The 18,396-nt window shown below is 34.1% G+C and carries 16 protein-coding genes; 11 read left to right on the top strand and 5 right to left on the bottom strand.

The window, feature by feature from the left end:
- The first annotated feature begins 128 nt into the window (after positions 1-128).
- The 5 genes from Q73A0000_RS04875 (at position 129) to Q73A0000_RS04855 (ending at position 7,383) form a co-directional block, all read left to right on the top strand.
- On the top strand, positions 129-1,937 hold the full coding sequence (locus tag Q73A0000_RS04875; protein WP_193812958.1) for a TonB-dependent receptor plug domain-containing protein: 1,809 nt from the start codon (positions 129-131) through the stop codon (positions 1,935-1,937).
- A 221-nt stretch (positions 1,938-2,158) separates the two neighbouring features.
- A complete protein-coding gene (locus tag Q73A0000_RS04870) occupies positions 2,159-2,836 on the top strand; it encodes a DUF2490 domain-containing protein (protein ID WP_193812957.1) in 678 nt (225 codons plus the stop codon).
- A 100-nt stretch (positions 2,837-2,936) separates the two neighbouring features.
- Positions 2,937-4,067, top strand: a complete 1,131-nt coding sequence (gene dnaN / locus Q73A0000_RS04865; protein WP_193812956.1) for a DNA polymerase III subunit beta — start codon at positions 2,937-2,939, stop codon at positions 4,065-4,067.
- 163 nt (positions 4,068-4,230) lie between these two features.
- A complete protein-coding gene (gene pheT / locus Q73A0000_RS04860; RefSeq protein ID WP_193812955.1) occupies positions 4,231-6,633 on the top strand; it encodes a phenylalanine--tRNA ligase subunit beta in 2,403 nt (800 codons plus the stop codon).
- Positions 6,634-6,945: 312 nt separating this feature from the next.
- Positions 6,946-7,383 carry an META domain-containing protein gene (locus Q73A0000_RS04855; RefSeq protein WP_193812954.1) on the top strand — a complete coding sequence of 146 codons (438 nt, stop codon included), beginning with the start codon at positions 6,946-6,948 and terminating at the stop codon, positions 7,381-7,383.
- 70 nt (positions 7,384-7,453) lie between these two features.
- Here Q73A0000_RS04855 and Q73A0000_RS04850 read toward each other — a convergent pair whose 3' ends face one another.
- The 5 genes from Q73A0000_RS04850 to Q73A0000_RS04830 all read right to left on the bottom strand — a co-directional run bounded on the left by Q73A0000_RS04850 (position 7,454) and on the right by Q73A0000_RS04830 (position 11,463).
- A complete protein-coding gene (locus tag Q73A0000_RS04850; RefSeq protein ID WP_133440359.1) occupies positions 7,454-7,693 on the bottom strand; it encodes a hypothetical protein in 240 nt (79 codons plus the stop codon).
- A 132-nt stretch (positions 7,694-7,825) separates the two neighbouring features.
- A complete protein-coding gene (locus Q73A0000_RS04845; RefSeq protein ID WP_193812953.1) occupies positions 7,826-8,719 on the bottom strand; it encodes a 3-hydroxybutyryl-CoA dehydrogenase in 894 nt (297 codons plus the stop codon).
- A gap of 11 nt (positions 8,720-8,730) precedes the next feature.
- Positions 8,731-9,549, bottom strand: a complete 819-nt coding sequence (locus Q73A0000_RS17145) for a M23 family metallopeptidase (RefSeq protein WP_193812952.1) — start codon at positions 9,547-9,549, stop codon at positions 8,731-8,733.
- Entirely contained in the window at positions 9,549-10,439 is an 891-nt protein-coding gene (bla, locus tag Q73A0000_RS04835; protein ID WP_193812951.1) for a class A beta-lactamase, subclass A2, read from the bottom strand. The genes Q73A0000_RS17145 and bla overlap by 1 nt, the downstream gene beginning before the upstream one ends.
- A gap of 61 nt (positions 10,440-10,500) precedes the next feature.
- Entirely contained in the window at positions 10,501-11,463 is a 963-nt protein-coding gene (locus tag Q73A0000_RS04830; protein ID WP_193812950.1) for a Gfo/Idh/MocA family protein, read from the bottom strand.
- A gap of 158 nt (positions 11,464-11,621) precedes the next feature.
- On the opposite strand from Q73A0000_RS04830, the gene Q73A0000_RS04825 reads away from it, so the two are divergent.
- From Q73A0000_RS04825 to Q73A0000_RS04800, 6 genes are all read left to right on the top strand, one after another.
- Positions 11,622-12,272 (top strand): protein-L-isoaspartate(D-aspartate) O-methyltransferase, encoded by a 651-nt coding sequence (locus Q73A0000_RS04825; RefSeq protein WP_193812949.1) that lies wholly within the window; start codon positions 11,622-11,624, stop codon positions 12,270-12,272.
- The gene (locus tag Q73A0000_RS04820) at positions 12,273-12,593 is read left to right on the top strand and encodes a hypothetical protein (protein WP_193812948.1); all 321 of its coding nucleotides are present in this window, start codon (positions 12,273-12,275) and stop codon (positions 12,591-12,593) included.
- A gap of 15 nt (positions 12,594-12,608) precedes the next feature.
- A complete protein-coding gene (locus Q73A0000_RS17170) occupies positions 12,609-12,722 on the top strand; it encodes a hypothetical protein (RefSeq protein WP_193812947.1) in 114 nt (37 codons plus the stop codon).
- 203 nt (positions 12,723-12,925) lie between these two features.
- Positions 12,926-16,189, top strand: coding sequence for a cytochrome c biogenesis protein CcsA (gene ccsA / locus Q73A0000_RS04810; protein WP_193812946.1), 3,264 nt, complete (start codon positions 12,926-12,928; stop codon positions 16,187-16,189).
- Positions 16,190-16,534: 345 nt separating this feature from the next.
- On the top strand, positions 16,535-17,452 hold the full coding sequence (locus tag Q73A0000_RS04805; RefSeq protein ID WP_193812945.1) for a ribonuclease Z: 918 nt from the start codon (positions 16,535-16,537) through the stop codon (positions 17,450-17,452).
- Positions 17,453-17,459: 7 nt separating this feature from the next.
- The gene (locus Q73A0000_RS04800) at positions 17,460-18,248 is read left to right on the top strand and encodes a TIGR02757 family protein (RefSeq protein ID WP_193812944.1); all 789 of its coding nucleotides are present in this window, start codon (positions 17,460-17,462) and stop codon (positions 18,246-18,248) included.
- Positions 18,249-18,396: the final 148 nt, after the last annotated feature.

Here is an 18,396-nt window from a genome sequence, read left to right as displayed (position 1 = left end):
ATTTGCTTTTTTGCGAATTTCTTAAATATATTTGCCGTTTTAAATCACGATAATCATTATTAATAAAGGTAATTGACCAAATTTAAGGATTATCAATTCAGAAGAATTTAAACGTTAAAAGTATTTTTATGAAAAGAATTGTAGTAAGTATATTACTTCTAGGTATCGTTTGTCAGGTTTCAGCACAGGAAAAGGAAAGTTCAATTCCAGAAGTTACAGTTCAGGGAAGGTTTCTGGAGCTTCCGATAAAGAAAGTTAATGAAAATATTACCGTTGTTTCTAGAGAGGAAATAAAAAATTCACCAGCAAAAAGTGTAGAAGAACTTTTGGCAGAAATCACGGGATTTGATATTCAACGAAGAGGAGGAAATGGCGTACAGGCAGATATTTCTTTGCGGGGAAGTAGTTTCGAACAGGTGTTAATTTTGGTGAATGGCATTCGAATGAATGATTCTCAAACGGGACATAATTCGATGAGTCTTCCTTTTGATCTGGCTTCTGTAGAAAAAATAGAAATTATCAAAGGTCCTGCTGCAAGACGTTTCGGTCAAAATGCCTACGCTGGAGTTGTGAATATTATTACCAAAGCAAGTTCTGAAGAAAAGGCGATTGTTTCTGCAAGTGGAGGCGATTATAAAACTTATTCTTTAGGTTTAGGAGCAAATTTCGGGAATGAAAAATTTTCTAATTTTATTCAGGCAAGTTCTTCGAGTTCTGACGGATATCGTCACAATACCGATTATAAAATCAATAATCTTTTTTATCAAAATCAGTTTAAGATTAACGACGGTCAGTTGAAATTCCAAGCTGGTATTCAGGAAAAGAAATTCGGGGCAAATGGTTTTTATTCTTCTCCTACAGCAACTGAGCAATATGAAGAAACACAAGCTTCGATCGTAAGTTTGGGTTATGAACAAAAATTCAATCACTTCAATTTAAATTCAAATATTTACTGGAGAAGAGGCCAAGACATGTATTTGTTCAATAGAGAAAAGCCTGAAATTTATCGAAATATGCACATCGGAAATAATGTGGGTGCCGAACTTAATGGTTCCTATTCTTCAAGTTCAGGAACGACAGGATTAGGGGTTGAGTTCAGAAAAGAATTTTTGGCGAGTAATAATTTAGGACATCGTGAAAGGTTTTTAACACAGGTTTTCTTTGAGCATAATTTTTCTCTTTTTCAAAATAAATTACAGATTTCGCCGGGAATTTCCTGGGCAAATTATGATAGTGTCGGAGATTTTTTCTATCCCGGTTTAGATATTGGATTTGACTTTGATGAAAACCATAAAATCTATGGAAACATTGCCAAAGTAAATAGGATTCCAACCTTCACCGATTTGTATTATGTAAGCAAAACAGAAATTGGAAATCCTGATTTGAAACCTGAAAATGCGATTTCTTCCGAATTAGGATATCGTTTTCAAAAAAATAATTTCTTAGGAAAAGTGAGCGTTTTTAACAGAACTTCGGAGAATTCAATTGATTGGGTGAAATCAACTCAAAATGGAATTTGGGCTGCAGAAAACATTGGAAAAATCGAAACCAATGGAGTAGAGGTTGAAGTTGGTCAGCGCTTCAATTCTTTCGTGAAATCTTATTCTTTGGGTTATACTTATTTAGACAGTAAAGCAAAACAGCCGCTGAATTTAATTTCTAGGTATGTAATGGAAAATCTGAGACATCAGTTTGTGGCAAAGTTAGAAAATAAATTCTTTAAAAATTTTACTAATCAATTGATTTATAGATGTAATGAAAGAGTAACCACCGGAAGTTATCAACTGCTCGATGAGAAATTAGGTTACGATTTTAAAGATTTGAATGTATATGTTTTAGTGAATAATATCACCAATACGAATTATACCGAAACCTTTGGCGTACCAATGCCTAAACGTTGGTTTCATCTTGGGTTTACTTATAAAATCGGACTTTAATTCAAGACGATAAAGATATTTAACCTTTTTAAAAATTTATTTTTCCAGCCAAAAACAGTTTTGACGATTTTGAAGATTGAATTTTCCATCCTTAGCAATAAGGATGGAGTTTTTTTAAATATTTATAGAATATTTAGGAAAAAATATAGTTTAAAAAAAGTTAAATAATTTAATTTTGTAAAATGTTACACCGGATTTATGTACTTTTAATTCTATTATCCATGCTGAATCTCTCAGCACAGGAGGAGCATATATCCAGTTATAATTCCATTAATCTAAATTATACAATTAACAAGAAGTTTTCCATTTATGCGGAAGGTCAGCTGCGAAGTATTGCAGATTTTTCGTATCCTGATCATTACGAAATAAAAGGTGGATTAGCATACAAGCTTCCTAATAATCATAAAATTATGGTTGTGATTGGCAGGTATATGAATTACAAAGATCACTCCGTAGATAAAGAAGAATTTCGTATTTGGTTGCAAGATGCTTATAAGTTAAATGCTGGGAAATTTGAATTTGAAAATCGGGTGAAATTAGAGAAAAGCTGGTTTTATAGTCCTCAAAAAGATGAACATTCAGGTCGAATGCGTTTTCTGTATCGGCTTAATGTTTCTGTGCCTTTAAATTCAGCAGAAGTGAAACCGGGAACAATATCTGCAAATGTGTATGACGAAGTTTACTTCCTTTTAACGGATCAACCGTTCTTTTCACGTAACCGTGTTTTCGGCGGTTTTAGCTATCAGGCTGATCAAATTTTTTCTCTTTCGGCGGGCTATCTATGGCAAAGAGATCTTGCGCTGAGTGGGAATAAGAATCTGCATTATCTGTATCTTGCTTTAGGAATTAAGCTGGATGGCAGTAAATCACGAAAAGTTAAGACAGCGAAAGCTGATTAATGTTGGTAACTTTTTAACGGAAACCTTTTTTATCACCCAAAATATTGCATTTTTTAGGGTTTAATTTATATATTTGTGAAATTAATAATAATTGATTTTTATGAAATTTATTGTTTCAAGTAGCGAATTACAGAAAGCCCTTCAAACCGTGAGCGGAGTTATTTCCAATTCACAGTCAAGGCCAATTTTGGAAAACTTTTTGTTTGAAATTGAAAAAGAAATACTGAAAATTACCGCTTCCGATGGTGAGACGACTTTGATTACTTCTCTGGAGGTAAAGTCTGACGTTGAAGGTAAGATTGCAGTTCCCGCAAAAATATTTCAAGAATTTGTGAAAACTTACGGTGACCAACCTTTAACGCTTTCTGTGAAAGATGCTGAAGATGGAAACGGTAAATTGCTCGAAATTTTGGATGAGAAAGATAACTTCGCAGTGGCCTTGGATCACGCAGAAGATTATCCGGAAATCCCTGAATTTGATGCAGCTCAAAGCGTAACGATTTCTGCAGGTATTTTATCTGAAGCATTAAATAATACTTTATTTGCAACAAGTAACGATTCTCTGCGTCCAGTAATGACGGGAGTTTTGTTCCAGTTCAAAGAAGATGAAACCAATTTCGTTTCTACAGATTCGCACCGTTTAGTGGTTTATAAAAGAACCGATTTAATGAATGCTGAACCAGTAGAATTCATTATGCCTAAAAAACCTTTGGCAATTTTCAAAAGCATTTTAGCATCTTCAAACGAAGACGTTTCTATTGAGTTTAATGAAAATATGGCGAAGTTCACTTTTGGAAATAATATTTGGATCTGCCGTTTGATCGATGGAAAATATCCAAATTATTCAGCGGTTATTCCAAAAGAAAATCCAAATGTATTGACGATTAACAGAAGTCTTTTATTGAATTCAATTAGAAGAGCTTCGATTATGTCTAACAAATCGACGAACCAAGTTCGTTTCAAATTATCAGGAAACATTCTTCATTTACATGCAGAAGATACTGAGTTTGCCAACAAAGCTGATATGCAGATTCCTTGTGATTACAACGGTGAAGATATTAATATCGGTTTCAGCTCTAAGTTTTTAACTGAAATGTTATCAGTACTTTCTGCTGATGATATTACAATGAAAATGTCGCAACCAAACAGACCGGGAATTATTGAACCAGTTGATGGTTTAGAAGATCAGGAAAAACTATTAATGCTTTCGATGCCAGTTATTGGAATGTAATAAAAAGCAATTTTAAATAATTGTACTATATATTAATTGAGATTCAAAATTTTTTGAATCTCAATTTTTTTTTAACCTTCAAAATCACGATATTTGCACCTTTCCGATTTGAATGTATCTATTTATGAAATCGGAAATCTAACATCTGAAATTTACGACAGAAATGAAAATCTCAAACAACTGGCTGAAAGAATACATTAACACTGATTTAAAATCCGAAAAGATTGGCGAAATTCTGACCGATATTGGTCTTGAAGTCGAAGGGATTGATCCGTTTGAATCTGTGAAAGGCAGTTTGCAAGGAATCGTTGTTGGGAAAGTTTTGACTTGCGAACAACATTCAAATGCTGATAAATTAAAAGTAACAACGGTAGATGTTGGAACTGGAAAAATCCTAAATATCGTTTGCGGTGCTCCTAATGTTGCAGCGGGACAAACTGTTCCTGTGGCCGTAGTTGGTACCAAAATTTATGGAAAAGACGGAAGTTCTTTTGACATTAAAGAAGCCAAAATCCGTGGTGAAGTTTCTCAGGGAATGATTTGCGCTGAAGACGAAATGGGCTTGAGCGATGATCACGGCGGAATCATGATTTTGGATGAAACTAAATTTGAAGTTGGAAAAAATTTCGCAGATTATTTTGATCTGACTAATGATTTGGTTTATGAAATTGGTTTAACGCCAAACAGAACTGATGCCATGTCTCATTACGGTGTTGCCAGAGATTTAAATGCTTATTTAACTACGCATCAAATTAATTCTAATTTCGAAAAAATAGTTTCAAAACCTTTAACTATTGAAGGAACTACTGATTTTCAAATTGAAGTTGAAGATTCAGAATTATGTCCAAGATATATCGGTGCAGTGATCGAAAATGTAGAAGTAAAAACTTCTCCAGATTGGTTGAAAAACCGTTTAAAAGCGATTGGTTTAAGTCCGATTAATAATATTGTTGATATTACGAATTATATTCTTCACGGTCTTGGACAGCCACTTCACGCTTTTGATGCTGATAAAATTTCAGGTAAAAAAGTGAAAATCGGAGTGAATGAAAAAGGAACAAAATTCACCACTTTAGATGGCGTTGAAAGAACTTTGAACGGAACTGAAATCATGATCAAAGACGGCGAAAATAACCCAATGTGTATTGCGGGAGTTTTCGGTGGACAAAATTCTGGCGTGTCAGAAAATACAAAAACGATCTTTTTAGAAAGTGCTTATTTTAATCCGGTTGGCGTAAGAAAAGGAGCGAAACATCATGCTTTAAATACCGATGCTTCTTTCCGTTTCGAACGTGGAGTTGATCCAAATATGACAAGAACTACACTGAATCATGCAATTACAATGATTGCAGAAATTGCGGGTGGAAAAATGGTTGGTGAACTTTTAGAGCATTATCCAACAAAAATAGAAGACCATTATATCATTCTTCGTTTCTCTAAAGTAGAGCAAATCTTAGGAACTAAAATTCATAAAGAGAAAATTAAAGAAATTTTAAAATCGCTTGAAATTACTGTTTTAAATGAAATTCAGAATGGTTTAGAAATTTCTGTTCCAGCTTACAGAGCTGATGTTACCAGAGAAATCGATGTAATCGAGGAGATTCTAAGAATCTACGGTTATAACAAAATTGATTCTCCACAGAAAATTTCTTTTACGCCGGTAAAATTAAGTTTTGATGATCAAGATGCTTTAGAAAACGCTTGGGCGAGAACTTTACAAAGCAATGGTTTCAATGAAGTAATGAACAATTCTTTAACTTCTGTGAAAGATGAAACTGATGCTGTTCGTTTATTAAATCCTTTAAGTGGAGATTTAGCGTTTATGAGAAAGTCTTTATTAGAAGGCCTTTTGGAAAATGCAGATTATAATATCAAAAGAAAAAATCAAAATATTAAGTTCTTTGAACTGGGTAAAATCTACCATAAAAAAGGAACGTATTTAGAGAGAAAACAACTGGCGATTTTGGTTACCGGAAGAGACGAAGCAGAAAACTGGTTGCAACCAAAATCTACTACGGATTTCTACAAACTGAAATCTTATGTGAAAGTTCTTTTGGATATACTGCCAGTTTCGATTGAAGAAAAATCTTTAGAAGATGTACGTTTTTCAGATGCAATTGAATTATCAGTAAATGGAAAAACCGTTGCAAGATTGGGTAAAGTTGCTCCTTCATTATTGAAAGATGCGGATATCGACCAAGAATGTTTCTACGCAGAAATCGAGTTAGAAGTTGCGCAAAGTTTCAGAACTAAAGAGAATTTGAAATTTAAAGATATTCCAAAATTCAATAAAACCAGAAAAGATTTGGCTTTATTGATTGATAAAAATGTGACTTACACTGAGCTTTATAAAGCAGCCAGAAGCAATCCTTCCAAATATTTGAAAAACATTAATTTATTTGATGTTTATGAAGGTAAGAATCTTCCGGAAGGTAAGAAATCGTACGCCATGAGTTTTGAATTATTAAACGAAGAAAAAACCTTAGAAGACAAAGACATTACGGAAGTAATGAACTCTTTAATCAAAACCTTCCAGAAAGAATTTTCTGCAGAGTTAAGGTCTTAATTTAAAAGCTAGAATAAATATTAAAAGCATTTCTGAAAAGAGATGCTTTTCTGTTTTACGAGAAGAGTCTTTAAGATAGAGATTGTCTAAATTCTTTTAACCGCAAAACAGGCAAAGTTCTACTTTAAAATAAATGAATCAAAAGTTTGCAAAAATTTCAGAAAACAAAGATTTTTCGATTTTGTAATCTTTTGAGATTCTATTTATTAGTATTGGTCTTTTGTTTCTTTTGCGGTTAAAAGCGTGAAATTATCCGTATTTAGATTGTTACTCAATTTAATTAATTAAATTTACGGTATTAAAATTTTAAAAATGAAAGCAATTCACTTCCCTCAGAAGAATATTTTCAGAAATATTTCCTTAGCAATTTTTACTGCTGCCACGATTGTTTCTTGTTCAACAATGTCTACCTCCAAATCAAAAGTGGGAACACCACAACCGAATATCGCAAATACCCAATGGACTTTAGCGGATAATGTAAAAGGTAAAAAACCAACATTGGTTATTGAATCAGCGAAAATTACCGGAAATGGTGGTTGCAATAGTTATTTCGCCGATGTAATGCTGGACCGTACAGTTGGGAATTTTTCCACTAAGAATATTGGTTCAACTAAAATGGCCTGTCCGAATATGAGTGAAGAATCCAACTACTTCAGCATGCTTGGTGCGGCAACAAAATATGTTGTGAACGGAACTACTTTGGAATTGTATAAGGATAAACTTTTGTTGTTGAAATTTAACAAGTTATAAACTTTGATTCAACAAAAATTGACATAAAAAAAGGAACTCTAATTAGAGTTCCTTTTTGTTTTTTTGCTATTTAGTCTTCTTCTTCTTCATCATATTTAGCGAGTTCTTCGTCGCACCATTTGAAAGCTGCTTCGACTACTTTAGTAGCTTCATCTGCTACTGTTTCTTCGTCATCTCCTTCCAGGTCATCGAACCATTCTACTTCCTCTTCCTCAACATTCAAAACAAATCTTGGGTATTCGGTATGAACTACGAATAAATCTTCAGGAAAATCTGAATTGTCTGCTAATAAAAACTTTGGTAATTTCATTTTCTTAATGTTTATAACTGGGTCAAAGATAATAATTATTTATTGAAATTGATTCTTATCAATTTTAATTTTTCGTGAATATTCGAGATAACTAAATGATAGTTTTCTTAAATGTAAGCGTAATTTATAAAACTATTTCGCAAACATTTTCGCAACTTTCTCCGCTTTTCTACTTTCGCTATAATCGTAGAATCCTTCACCTGATTTGATACCAAGTTTCCCTGCCATCACCATATTTACTAATAATGGATTGGGTGCGTATTTAGGATTTTTAAATCCGTCGTACATTACATTTAAAATCGCTAAGCAAACATCTAATCCAATGAAATCTGCCAATTGCAAAGGTCCCATCGGATGAGCCATTCCCAACTTCATTACAGTATCGATTTCTTCAACTCCCGCAACGCCGTTGTATAAAGTTTCGATCGCTTCATTGATCATCGGCATCAAAATTCTGTTCGCTACAAAACCTGGATAATCGTTCACTTCTGTTGGAACTTTTCCTAAAGTTTTACTCATCTCATAAATCTCGTCAAAAGTTTCTTTCGAAGTAGAGTAGCCTTTGATGATTTCCACCAATTTCATAATCGGAACTGGATTCATAAAATGCATTCCAATCACTTTTTCCGGACGGTTCGTCACCGACGCAATTTTAGTAATAGAAATCGAAGAGGTATTGGTTGCCAGAATACAGTTTTCCGGAGCTAACTCATCCATTTGTTTGAAAATTTTCAGTTTCAAATCTAAGTTTTCAGTAGCAGCTTCAACGATTAAATCAGCGTTTGCTGCACAATCTCCTAAGTTGGTAAAGGTCGAAATATTGTTTAAAGTAGTTGCTTTTTGCTCTTCGGTCATATTACCTTTTGCGATAATTCGGTCAAGATTTTTTGTAATCGTTGCAATACCTTTATCTAATGCTCCCTGCGAAACATCAACTAAATTAACGGTAAATCCGGTTTGTGCAAAAGTGTGTGCAATACCGTTTCCCATGGTTCCTGCGCCGATAACTACAATGTTCTTATTCATTTTTAAATTCTTTAATAATTTTTAGTATAACTTTTACCTTCTTCTAATAGTGTTGCTTTACTTTCAGAGGTTTTAAATTTCGTTTTTATAAATGTTCTTTTTCCGTCTATTCTATTGATGAATACTGCAAAATGTAAATGTGGCCCACTTGCAAAACCCGTGCTTCCACTATAACCAATAAGTTGGTCTTTCTTTACATAATCACCTTTTTTAACGATTGCGCCGTAGTATTCCAGGTGAGAGTAATCAGCAAAAGTTCCGTCGCTGTGCATGATGACGATTTTGTTATTGTATTTTGCGCAGGAAATATCAGGACAACTCTGGCTGTTATTGTTAATCACTACAACCACAATTCCGTCACGGGCAGCCATAATTTCACTTCCAGTTTTTAAATCAAAGTCTAACGCGAATTCATTCTGATGAGAAAATATCCCATCATAACCTTGGAAAATAGATTGCGTTTTTCCTTTCGCGAAAGGTAAAGAATAAATGTATTTTTCATCAAAACTTTCCTGTAATGCATTTCCGAAATTATACGAGTTGGTATAAGAAAAAGAATTGGCTTCATTTGCTTTAATAGGAGCCAGTTTTGCAATCAGAAATTTTTTAGCTTTTGGTGGTATTACCACTATTTCGTCATTAGGAAGAGTACAGGTTAAATTCGATAATTTGAAGGCAAACTGGGCAGATATTGGCATTTCTTCTCTATTATCTGCGTAAATAAAAACTTCGTTACTAACAACTTCATTATAAAACTGAATATCCCATTTCTCTTGTGAGAATATAAAGGTTTGAATAAATAGAAATAAAAGTAAAAGTATTTTTTTCATTAAATGTGATTTTTGCAAAAATAATCAAAAAAAATCTTAGAAATATCGGCAATTATTTTGGTATTCGTCTCTTCGTTTTCCATAGAATCTGAAACGAAAACGCTTATCGCATAATGCTTTCCATCTGGAAGGGTAATAATCCCGATGTCATTTTCCGCAACGGTCATTCCTTTTTTATCTTTTCCCGAAGATCCGGTTTTGTGTGCAACTGGAGTTCCTTTTGGCAAGTGAGAAACGATTTTATTCTTTCCGGTATTGGTTTCGAGCATAGTTTTCATTAAAAAATCTGTGGAACTTTTAGAAAGAACTTTGCCGTCATAAAACTTTTTCAATAGCGAATTTGCAGCATTTGTCGTTGTCCAATTCAAATACATAAATTCATAACCTTGATGCATTTTTTCCTCGTCAGCTTTTATTTGAAAGGCTTTAATTCCTTTTGAATTAATGAATTTTTGAACGGTTTCTGTTCCGCCAATTAATCTTAGCAATAGATCACAACCATTATTGTCACTTTGTGCAACAGTAAATTTGATGAGTTCGCTCAAAGGCATTTCAATATTTCCATTCGGATATTTTTCACGAATCGGACTCCAGGTATTTTCTAAAAGCTCTGATTTTTTAATGAAAATATTTTGATCCAAACTCAATTTCCCTTCATCAACTTTATTCAAAACAGCCAACGCAATATGAAATTTGAAAACACTCAACATCGGAAGTTTTTTATTTCCGTTAATGTCAATCGATTTGTTATTTTCGAAATCTAAAACAGAAACAGCAACGGTTGCGTTTTTACCTTTTATAATTTCATTGATTTGATGCTTCAGAACATTATTTTGCCCAAAACTAAAAAGAGAAATAAAGAGAAATAATGCAGTGATTTTTTTTAACATCGATAAAGTGATTTTCTAAGATTTTCGTTTTAAATATTCAGAATATTCTTAACATTTTTAATTATGAAATCAACCTCACAATTTCCAGTGCCACTTTCAAAGCTTCCGTTCCATCTTCCAAAGAAACTTCTACACTTTTATTTTCAGTAATGGCATCAGCAAAACTTTCCAATTCATCCAAAATTGCATTATTCGGCTGAATGTTTGGATATTCAAAAATGATCTGATTTTTTTCACCTTCTGCATTTTCAATAATCATATCGAAATCACTTGGGTGTTCCGGAGCCGGTTTCATGCGGATTACTTCTGCTTTTTTCTCTAAGAAATCTACAGAAATATAAGCGTCTTTCTGGAAGAAACGAGATTTACGCATTGCTTTCATCGAAATTCTGGACGTCGTTAAATTCGCAACACAACCATTTTCAAATTCAATTCGGGCATTACAAATATCCGGAGATTTCGAAACCACAGAAACGCCACTTGCATGAATCGCTTTCACTTTTGATTTTACCAAAGAAAGCAAAATATCCAAATCGTGAATCATTAAATCTAAAACTACAGAAACATCTGTTCCTCGCGGATTGAATTCTGCCAAACGGTGAATTTCAATAAACATCGGATCTTTAATGAAATCTCTCGAACCAATAAACGCAGGATTGTATCTTTCAACGTGACCAACTTGCGCTTTTATTCCGAATTCACGGCATCTGTGGAGAATTTCTTCTGCTTGTTCTAAAGTTTGAGTAATTGGCTTTTCAATGAAAAAGTGGATTTTTTTATCGATCGCTTTCATCGCGTAATCGTAGTGATATAAAGTCGGGGTTACGATATCCAGCATTTCGATTTCATTTAATAAATCATCGAAATTTTCAAAATATTTATAACCGAATTCGCTTTCCAGTTTTTTACCGTTTTCCTTATCTGCATCATGAAAGCCGACTAAGTCGTACTTTTCTGATTTTTGAAGTAACATTAAATGGATTTTTCCTAAATGGCCTGCGCCAACTAAACCAGCTTTTAGCATTGAAAATAAATTTTTGTAAAGATAATAAAATAGATGAAAAGACATGAGAATAAGAGACCCGAGACTAAGAGACCGTAGATCATTATGGAAATATAGAAAATTTTAAAATCTCTAATCTCAAGTCTTTGAATCTCGAGTCTATTTCCTATTTTTGTGAAATGCAGGATTCGTACGTACATAAAGGGAAAAGGAAAATTTTGATTGATTATCTCCGTGATAAAATGGGAATTGCCGACGAGAAAGTTTTGGCTGCCATCAACCAAGTTCCCCGTCATCTTTTTTTAGAAAGTGTTTTTGAAGATTTCGCTTATGAAGATCGGGCTTTTCCGATTTTGGCAAAACAAACTATTTCTCATCCATCAACTGTTGCTGAGCAAACTGCTCTTTTAGAAATAAAAGAAAAAGACAAGGTATTGGAAATCGGAACGGGATGCGGTTATCAAACAGCGGTTTTAATTGCTTTGAATGCTTGGGTTTATACCATTGAACGTCAAAAAGGTTTGCATGACTTTTCACTTAATAAATTGAGAGAATTGAATTTCCGTCCGAAATTTCAAAGTTTTGGCGATGGCTTTTTAGGATTGCCGACGTATGCTCCTTTTGATAAAATCCTCGTGACTTGTGGCGCTGAAGTTCTACCCACCCAATTACTGCATCAATTAAAAGTAGGTGGAAAAATGGTCATTCCTTTAGGAAAAACCGATGAGCAAATCTTAATGAGATTTACCAAAAAATCAGAACGCGAATTTGAAAGAGAAGAATTTGGAGCCTATAAATTTGTCCCGATGTTGAATAATACCAATCATTAAATGAATACAGAAATACTCCTTTTCAAAACAAAAATTGGGAAAAGCTTTCTCGGTTTGTATCTCCTAATGTTCTGTATGATTTTATTGATGACCATCGTCACTTATGTTTCAAACATTGACTCTTCGATGTTCGGTTTTATGGCAGGAATCTGTATTGTGGCTTTTTTATTTATGGCCTCCACTTTTTTCCTTTTGAAGATTAAGATTGAAGATGAATTTTTATGCGTTGATCTTTTTTATCCAATTTATAAAGTTGACATTAGAACAATTACGACCATTATCACTGGTAAAACTATGTGGGTTGGTTTTCACAAACACTGAACGGCTACAAAGGGTTTGATCATTTCTTCAAAATTTAAGAATGATGTTTACATTACTCCAAAAAATGAGGAATTATTTATTCAAAAATTATTGGAAATCAATCCTGTAATCATTATTAAAAAAGACTAATATATCCTTTATTACTTCTACATCGAAGAATCAGATAGTTTCATTCGGTTTTTTCAATGTTAATTAACTTAAAAAAAGAGTTGCAAATTCGCTAATTCAGATTATAGATTGTATTTTTGCAATCGTTCAATTTATTCTAAATTAAAATACCTGAAATCAAGAATAAACTTTTTTTCAGTTAAAAAGTAAATTTTTAGATTCTCATGAAAAAAATTCAAGATATTCTTATTTCGACCAGAACCATGGCGGTTTTATTATTAGTATACGCTGCCTCAATGGGTTATGCTACTTTTCTGGAAAACGATTACGGAACTCCTACTGCAAAAGCACTGATTTACGAAGCAAAATGGTTTGAGTTGGTCATGCTTTTACTCATGTTAAATTTCGTCGGAAACATTTCAAGATACCGACTTTGGCGAAGAGAAAAATGGCCGGTTTTGGTTTTTCACCTTTCCTTTATTTTAATTTTCCTTGGTGGAGCAGTGACGCGATACATTAGTTTTGAAGGAATTATGCATATTCGTGAAGGAGAAACTTCCAACGAAATTATCACCGACAAAAATTTCTTTAAAATTCAAATCGAAGAAAAAGGAGATGTTTTGAACTACCAAGACGTTCCTTATCTAATGTCGCCGCTTCACAAAAACTTTAAAGCAAGTTATCAATATCACGATAAAAATATTTCTGTAAAAGCACTTGATTTTATTCAGCGTAAAAAAGACAGCTTAGTCGTTGATCCAGCAGGGACAGAATATCTTCACCTAGTTTCTACAGGACAATCTGGACGAGAAAATATCTACATCAAACCAGGAGATTCTAAATTGGTGAACGGAACTTTAGTTTCATTCAACAGAGCGATCGATGGAGCAGTAGAATTCAATAATACCAACGGAACGATGCTCATCAAAACTCCGGTAGAATCTGAATACATGACCATGGCGACCCAAGCAAAAGGGACGACGAAAAAAGATGAATACGAACCTTTGATTTTAAGAAGTCTTTATAATATCAACGATTTGAAGTTGGTTGTTCCTGCAGGTTTAATGAAGGGAAAACTGATTGCTTATGAAGGTGACCGTAAGAAAGATGCAAATGTTTCTGATAATTTAAAAGTAGAAGTTCAGGGACCAAAATCAAAAGTGATTGTTGATCTTCCAGTTGAAAAAGGAAATCCAAATGCCTTTAAACAAGTCTCAGTTGACGGAATGAATATCATTCTTGGATTCGGACCTAAAGTGTATACAACGCCGTTTTCTATAAAGCTTGAAAAATTTGTGATGGAAACTTATCCGGGAAGTTCTTCACCAAGTGCTTACGAGAGTCACGTTCAAATCATTGAAAACGGAAAACAAACGCCTTATAAAATTTATATGAATCACGTTTTGAATCATGAAGGTTACCGATTCTTCCAGTCAAGTTTTGATCCGGATAGAAAAGGAACTGTTCTTTCTGTGAACCACGATTTCTGGGGAACATTGCTAACTTATATTGGTTACTTTTTCTTATTCACAGGAATGTTCGTTATCTTCTTCTGGAAAGGAACTCATTTTTGGAAACTGAATCAAATGTTGAAAAACGTAAGCAAAAAGAAAGCAGCAACACTATTATTAATTTTACTGACTTTAAACTTTAATGCTCAGAAAATTGAAACCCACGGAACAAACGATGGTGCTGGCGAACATGTTCATTCTGCAGATGATGGTCATGGCCACGGTGCAGCAGATTTGTTAACTGCAGAACCTGCTCCTAAAAAAGAACAGGCTGTTGGAATGCTGAAATTTCCAAAGCCAATTACCGCTGACGAAATTATCGCAAGAAATAAAATTTCAAAAGAACACGCAGATAAGTTCGGTTATTTGTTAGTACAAAACTACGAAGGTCGTATTGTCCCGATGAATACTCAGGCATTAGACGTTCTTAGAAAATTATACAAAAAAGATGCTTTCCGCGGAACTGATGGAAAATATTTAACAGCAGATCAGTGGTTTTTATCAATCAATACCGATACTGCAAGTTGGACCATGGTTCCTTTAATTAGTATAGGAACAAAAGGTGGCGGCGAATTGCAGAAAAAAACAAAAGCAAATGACGAAGGTTATACGACCTTAATGTCGCTTTTTCCTGCTGACGAAAATGGTGCGCTTCACTATGTTTTAGAACAGGATTACCAGGAAGCATTTAGAAAAAAACCAGCTGCACAAACTAATTATGATAAAGAAGTAATTAAAGTAAATGACCGCGTTCAGGCATTTAATGAATTCTTCAGCGGACAGTTTATGAGAATTGTGCCCGTGAAAAATGATCCAAATAATACCTGGCATTCTTGGTTAGATCAAAATTTCGAACCAGATACCGCTTCACAAGAAGTGATGGGACCTTATTTCTCAGAAGTATTAGCTGCACAGAAATCAGGAAACTGGAGCAAAGCAGATGCTGAATTATTGAAATTAGAACAATACCAAAAAACTTGGGGAAAAAACGTTGTTCCAACTGAAGCAAAAGTAAACCTTGAAGTATTCATGAATAAAGTAAATATCAACTTTCATTTGATGATATTCTACAGCGTAATAGGTGGCTTATTATTACTTTTAGGGTTCATTGAATTATTCAAACCAAATAAGATTTTAAATAAAATTATCAAAGGTTTAATCCTTGTTGGCTTAATTGGCTATTTCGCCCAATTCTTAGGATTAGTTGCAAGATGGTATATTTCAGGTCACGCACCTTGGAGTAACGGTTACGAAGCAATTATCTTTATCTCATGGGTTGGTATTACCGCCGGATTATTATTGTACCGAAATTCAAACGCTTTAATTCCTGCAGCCGGATTTATGGTCGCAGTAATCATGATGGGCTTTGCACACGGAGGTTCAGCACTTGATCCGCAGATTACACCACTTGTTCCGGTATTGAAATCATATTGGTTAATTATTCACGTGGCGATTATCACGTCGAGTTACGGATTCTTCGGACTCTCGATGGTGATTGCGATTATCACCTTGTTCTTTTATATTTTCTCTAATAAAGCAATCTATAAAATTCACCATGATACCACGATTAAAGAATTAACAATCGTTTCAGAAATGTCACTAACCATCGGTTTATACGCCTTAACTGTCGGAACATTCATGGGTGGAATTTGGGCCAATGAATCTTGGGGAAGATACTGGAGCTGGGATCCAAAAGAAACTTGGGCCTTCATTTCAGTAATGGTTTACGCCTTCGTTTTACACATGAGATTGGTGCCAGGATTAAGAGGAAGATGGGCATTCCATGTTGCTGCATTATTCGCAATCAGCACTATTGTGATGACTTATTTCGGAGTAAATTATTACTTAAGCGGACTGCATTCATACGCAGCAGGAGATCCAGTTCCTGTACCAATTTGGGTATACCTCGGTATAGCTTTCATGTTCACTTTAGCAATCGTTTCTTATATAAGATTCAAAAAATTAAATACGAAATAATTAAATATTAAATCCCGGAATCTATTTTCGGGATTTCTTTTTAGGAGCATCAAGATTTTCGCTTCTCACAACATACGTCCCGCTTTCACTACTCGCTTTTTTTGCGATCGAAAAATTCCGTTGAAAAGAAAGGATAGGGATTCGCAAAAAAGAGCTCAAACAGACCGTTCAATCGGGGCTATAATCAAGATTGTTTTTATCTTTTAAAAGTCCTCAAAATATTCATTAAATTTGTTTCAATTAAAAAACGCAATCATCCATCATCCATCAACAATCATCAATCATCAATCATCAATCATCAATCATCCATCACCCAACACCTAGCACCTAACATCTAACACCATTTTGAGCGCACACCTAACTATTCTCGGCTTCAATTCAGCAATTCCTACCGTAAATTCGTCTCCCACATCACAGTTTTTGGAAATGGATGAGCGCTGTTTCCTCATCGATTGTGGCGAGGGAACACAAGTTCAGTTGAGAAAAGCAAAAGCACGATTTTCAAAAATCAACCATATTTTCATTTCACATCTTCATGGTGATCATTGTTTTGGTTTGCCAGGATTAATTGCATCTTTCCGTTTGTTAGGACGAGAAACTCCTTTGCATGTTTACGGCCCGAAAGGAATTAAAGAATTATTGGAAACGATTTTCAAATTGACAGAAACGCACAAAGGTTTCGAAGTCGTTTACCACGAATTACAAAGTAAAAAATCAGAGAAAATTTACGAAGACCATAAATTAGAAGTATTCACCATTCCTTTAGATCACCGTATTTATTGCAATGGTTATCTGTTCCGTGAAAAACCAAAAGAAAGACATCTCAACATGCAGGAAGTTTCGAAATATCCCGAAATAGAAACCTGCGATTATCAAAATATAAAAAACGGAAAAGATTTCGTTCTAAGCGATGGCTACGTTTTGAAAAACGAAATATTGACAACGGATCCAAACCGATCAGTTTCTTATGCTTTTTGTAGTGATACCCGTTATTCAGAAAGTATTTTACCCATCATCAATGAAGTAGATTTACTCTACCACGAAGCCACCTTTTTACACGATTTAAAAGAAATGGCAGATTATACAGGACATACAACCGCTTTAGAAGCCGCCAGAATCGCCCGTAAAGCCAACGTAAAGAAATTAATTGTCGGACATTTCTCCAACCGTTACCATGATTTAAACGTTTTCTTAGATGAAGCACGCGAAGTGTTCCCAAACACGGATTTACCGAAAGCTTTAGTGCCAGTTGAAATTAAATAGTAAGGAAGTGAATAATTCCACCGTATATCCAGATCCTAAATTTCTAAAAGATTTCCTTAATGAAAAAGCCGATTTGTATAATCACATCGACTTTATCGAAAATGATCCAATTCAGATTCCGCACCGTTTTTCTTTAAAACAAGATATTGAAATCGCTGGATTTCTAACCGCAACAATTTCCTGGGGAATAAGAAAATCAATCATCAACGATGCAGAGAAAATTTTGTCCTGGATGGGAAATTCTCCGTATGATTTCGTCTTGAATTTTAAAGAAACCGACATGGATTTCTTTAACCACAATTCAGTTCACCGAACTTTTAATAAAGAAGATCTGAATTATTTCATCCGAAACTTAAGCAGACTGTACAAAGAAAATGACTCGCTCGAAAATCTTTTTTTGGTAAAAGAAGATGAAATCAATTTCTATCACAGTCTCGACCGTTTCAGAACAGAATTTTTTAAAGAAAACCAAATTCACCGAAGTACAAAACACGTAAGTTCAACTTATAAAAACTCTTCGGCAAAACGCTTAATCATGTTTCTGCGTTGGATGGTTCGCCAAGACCGAAAAGGAGTCGACTTTGGTATCTGGAAAAATATCGATCAGAAAAATCTATCGGTTCCTTTGGATGTTCACACCGGAAATATTTCCCGCAAACTCAATCTTATTCAAAGAAAACAAAACGACTGGAAAACCGTAGAAGAAATGGATTTGATTTTAAGAAAATTTGATGATAAAGATCCCGCAAAGTATGATTTTGCACTTTTTGGTTTAGGAATTGCTAAGGAGATTTAGGACTTATAAACCATAAAAATTTAGGAGTTATAAACCACAAAGTCACAAAAGTTAAATTCACTAAAAGTCATTGCCTTTGTAAGTAAAGAAAACAAAGTTTTTGAAAATCTGTAGATTTTCTATTTTGTGAACTTTTAATTTTAGGTAA

Origin of the sequence: Kaistella flava (ex Peng et al. 2021) (genome assembly GCF_015191005.1) — a bacterium.
Classification (GTDB): Bacteria; Bacteroidota; Bacteroidia; order Flavobacteriales; family Weeksellaceae; genus Kaistella; species Kaistella flava.
Note: the sequence above shows the minus strand (reverse complement) of the source record. Positions and strands in the feature narration are given on the sequence as shown.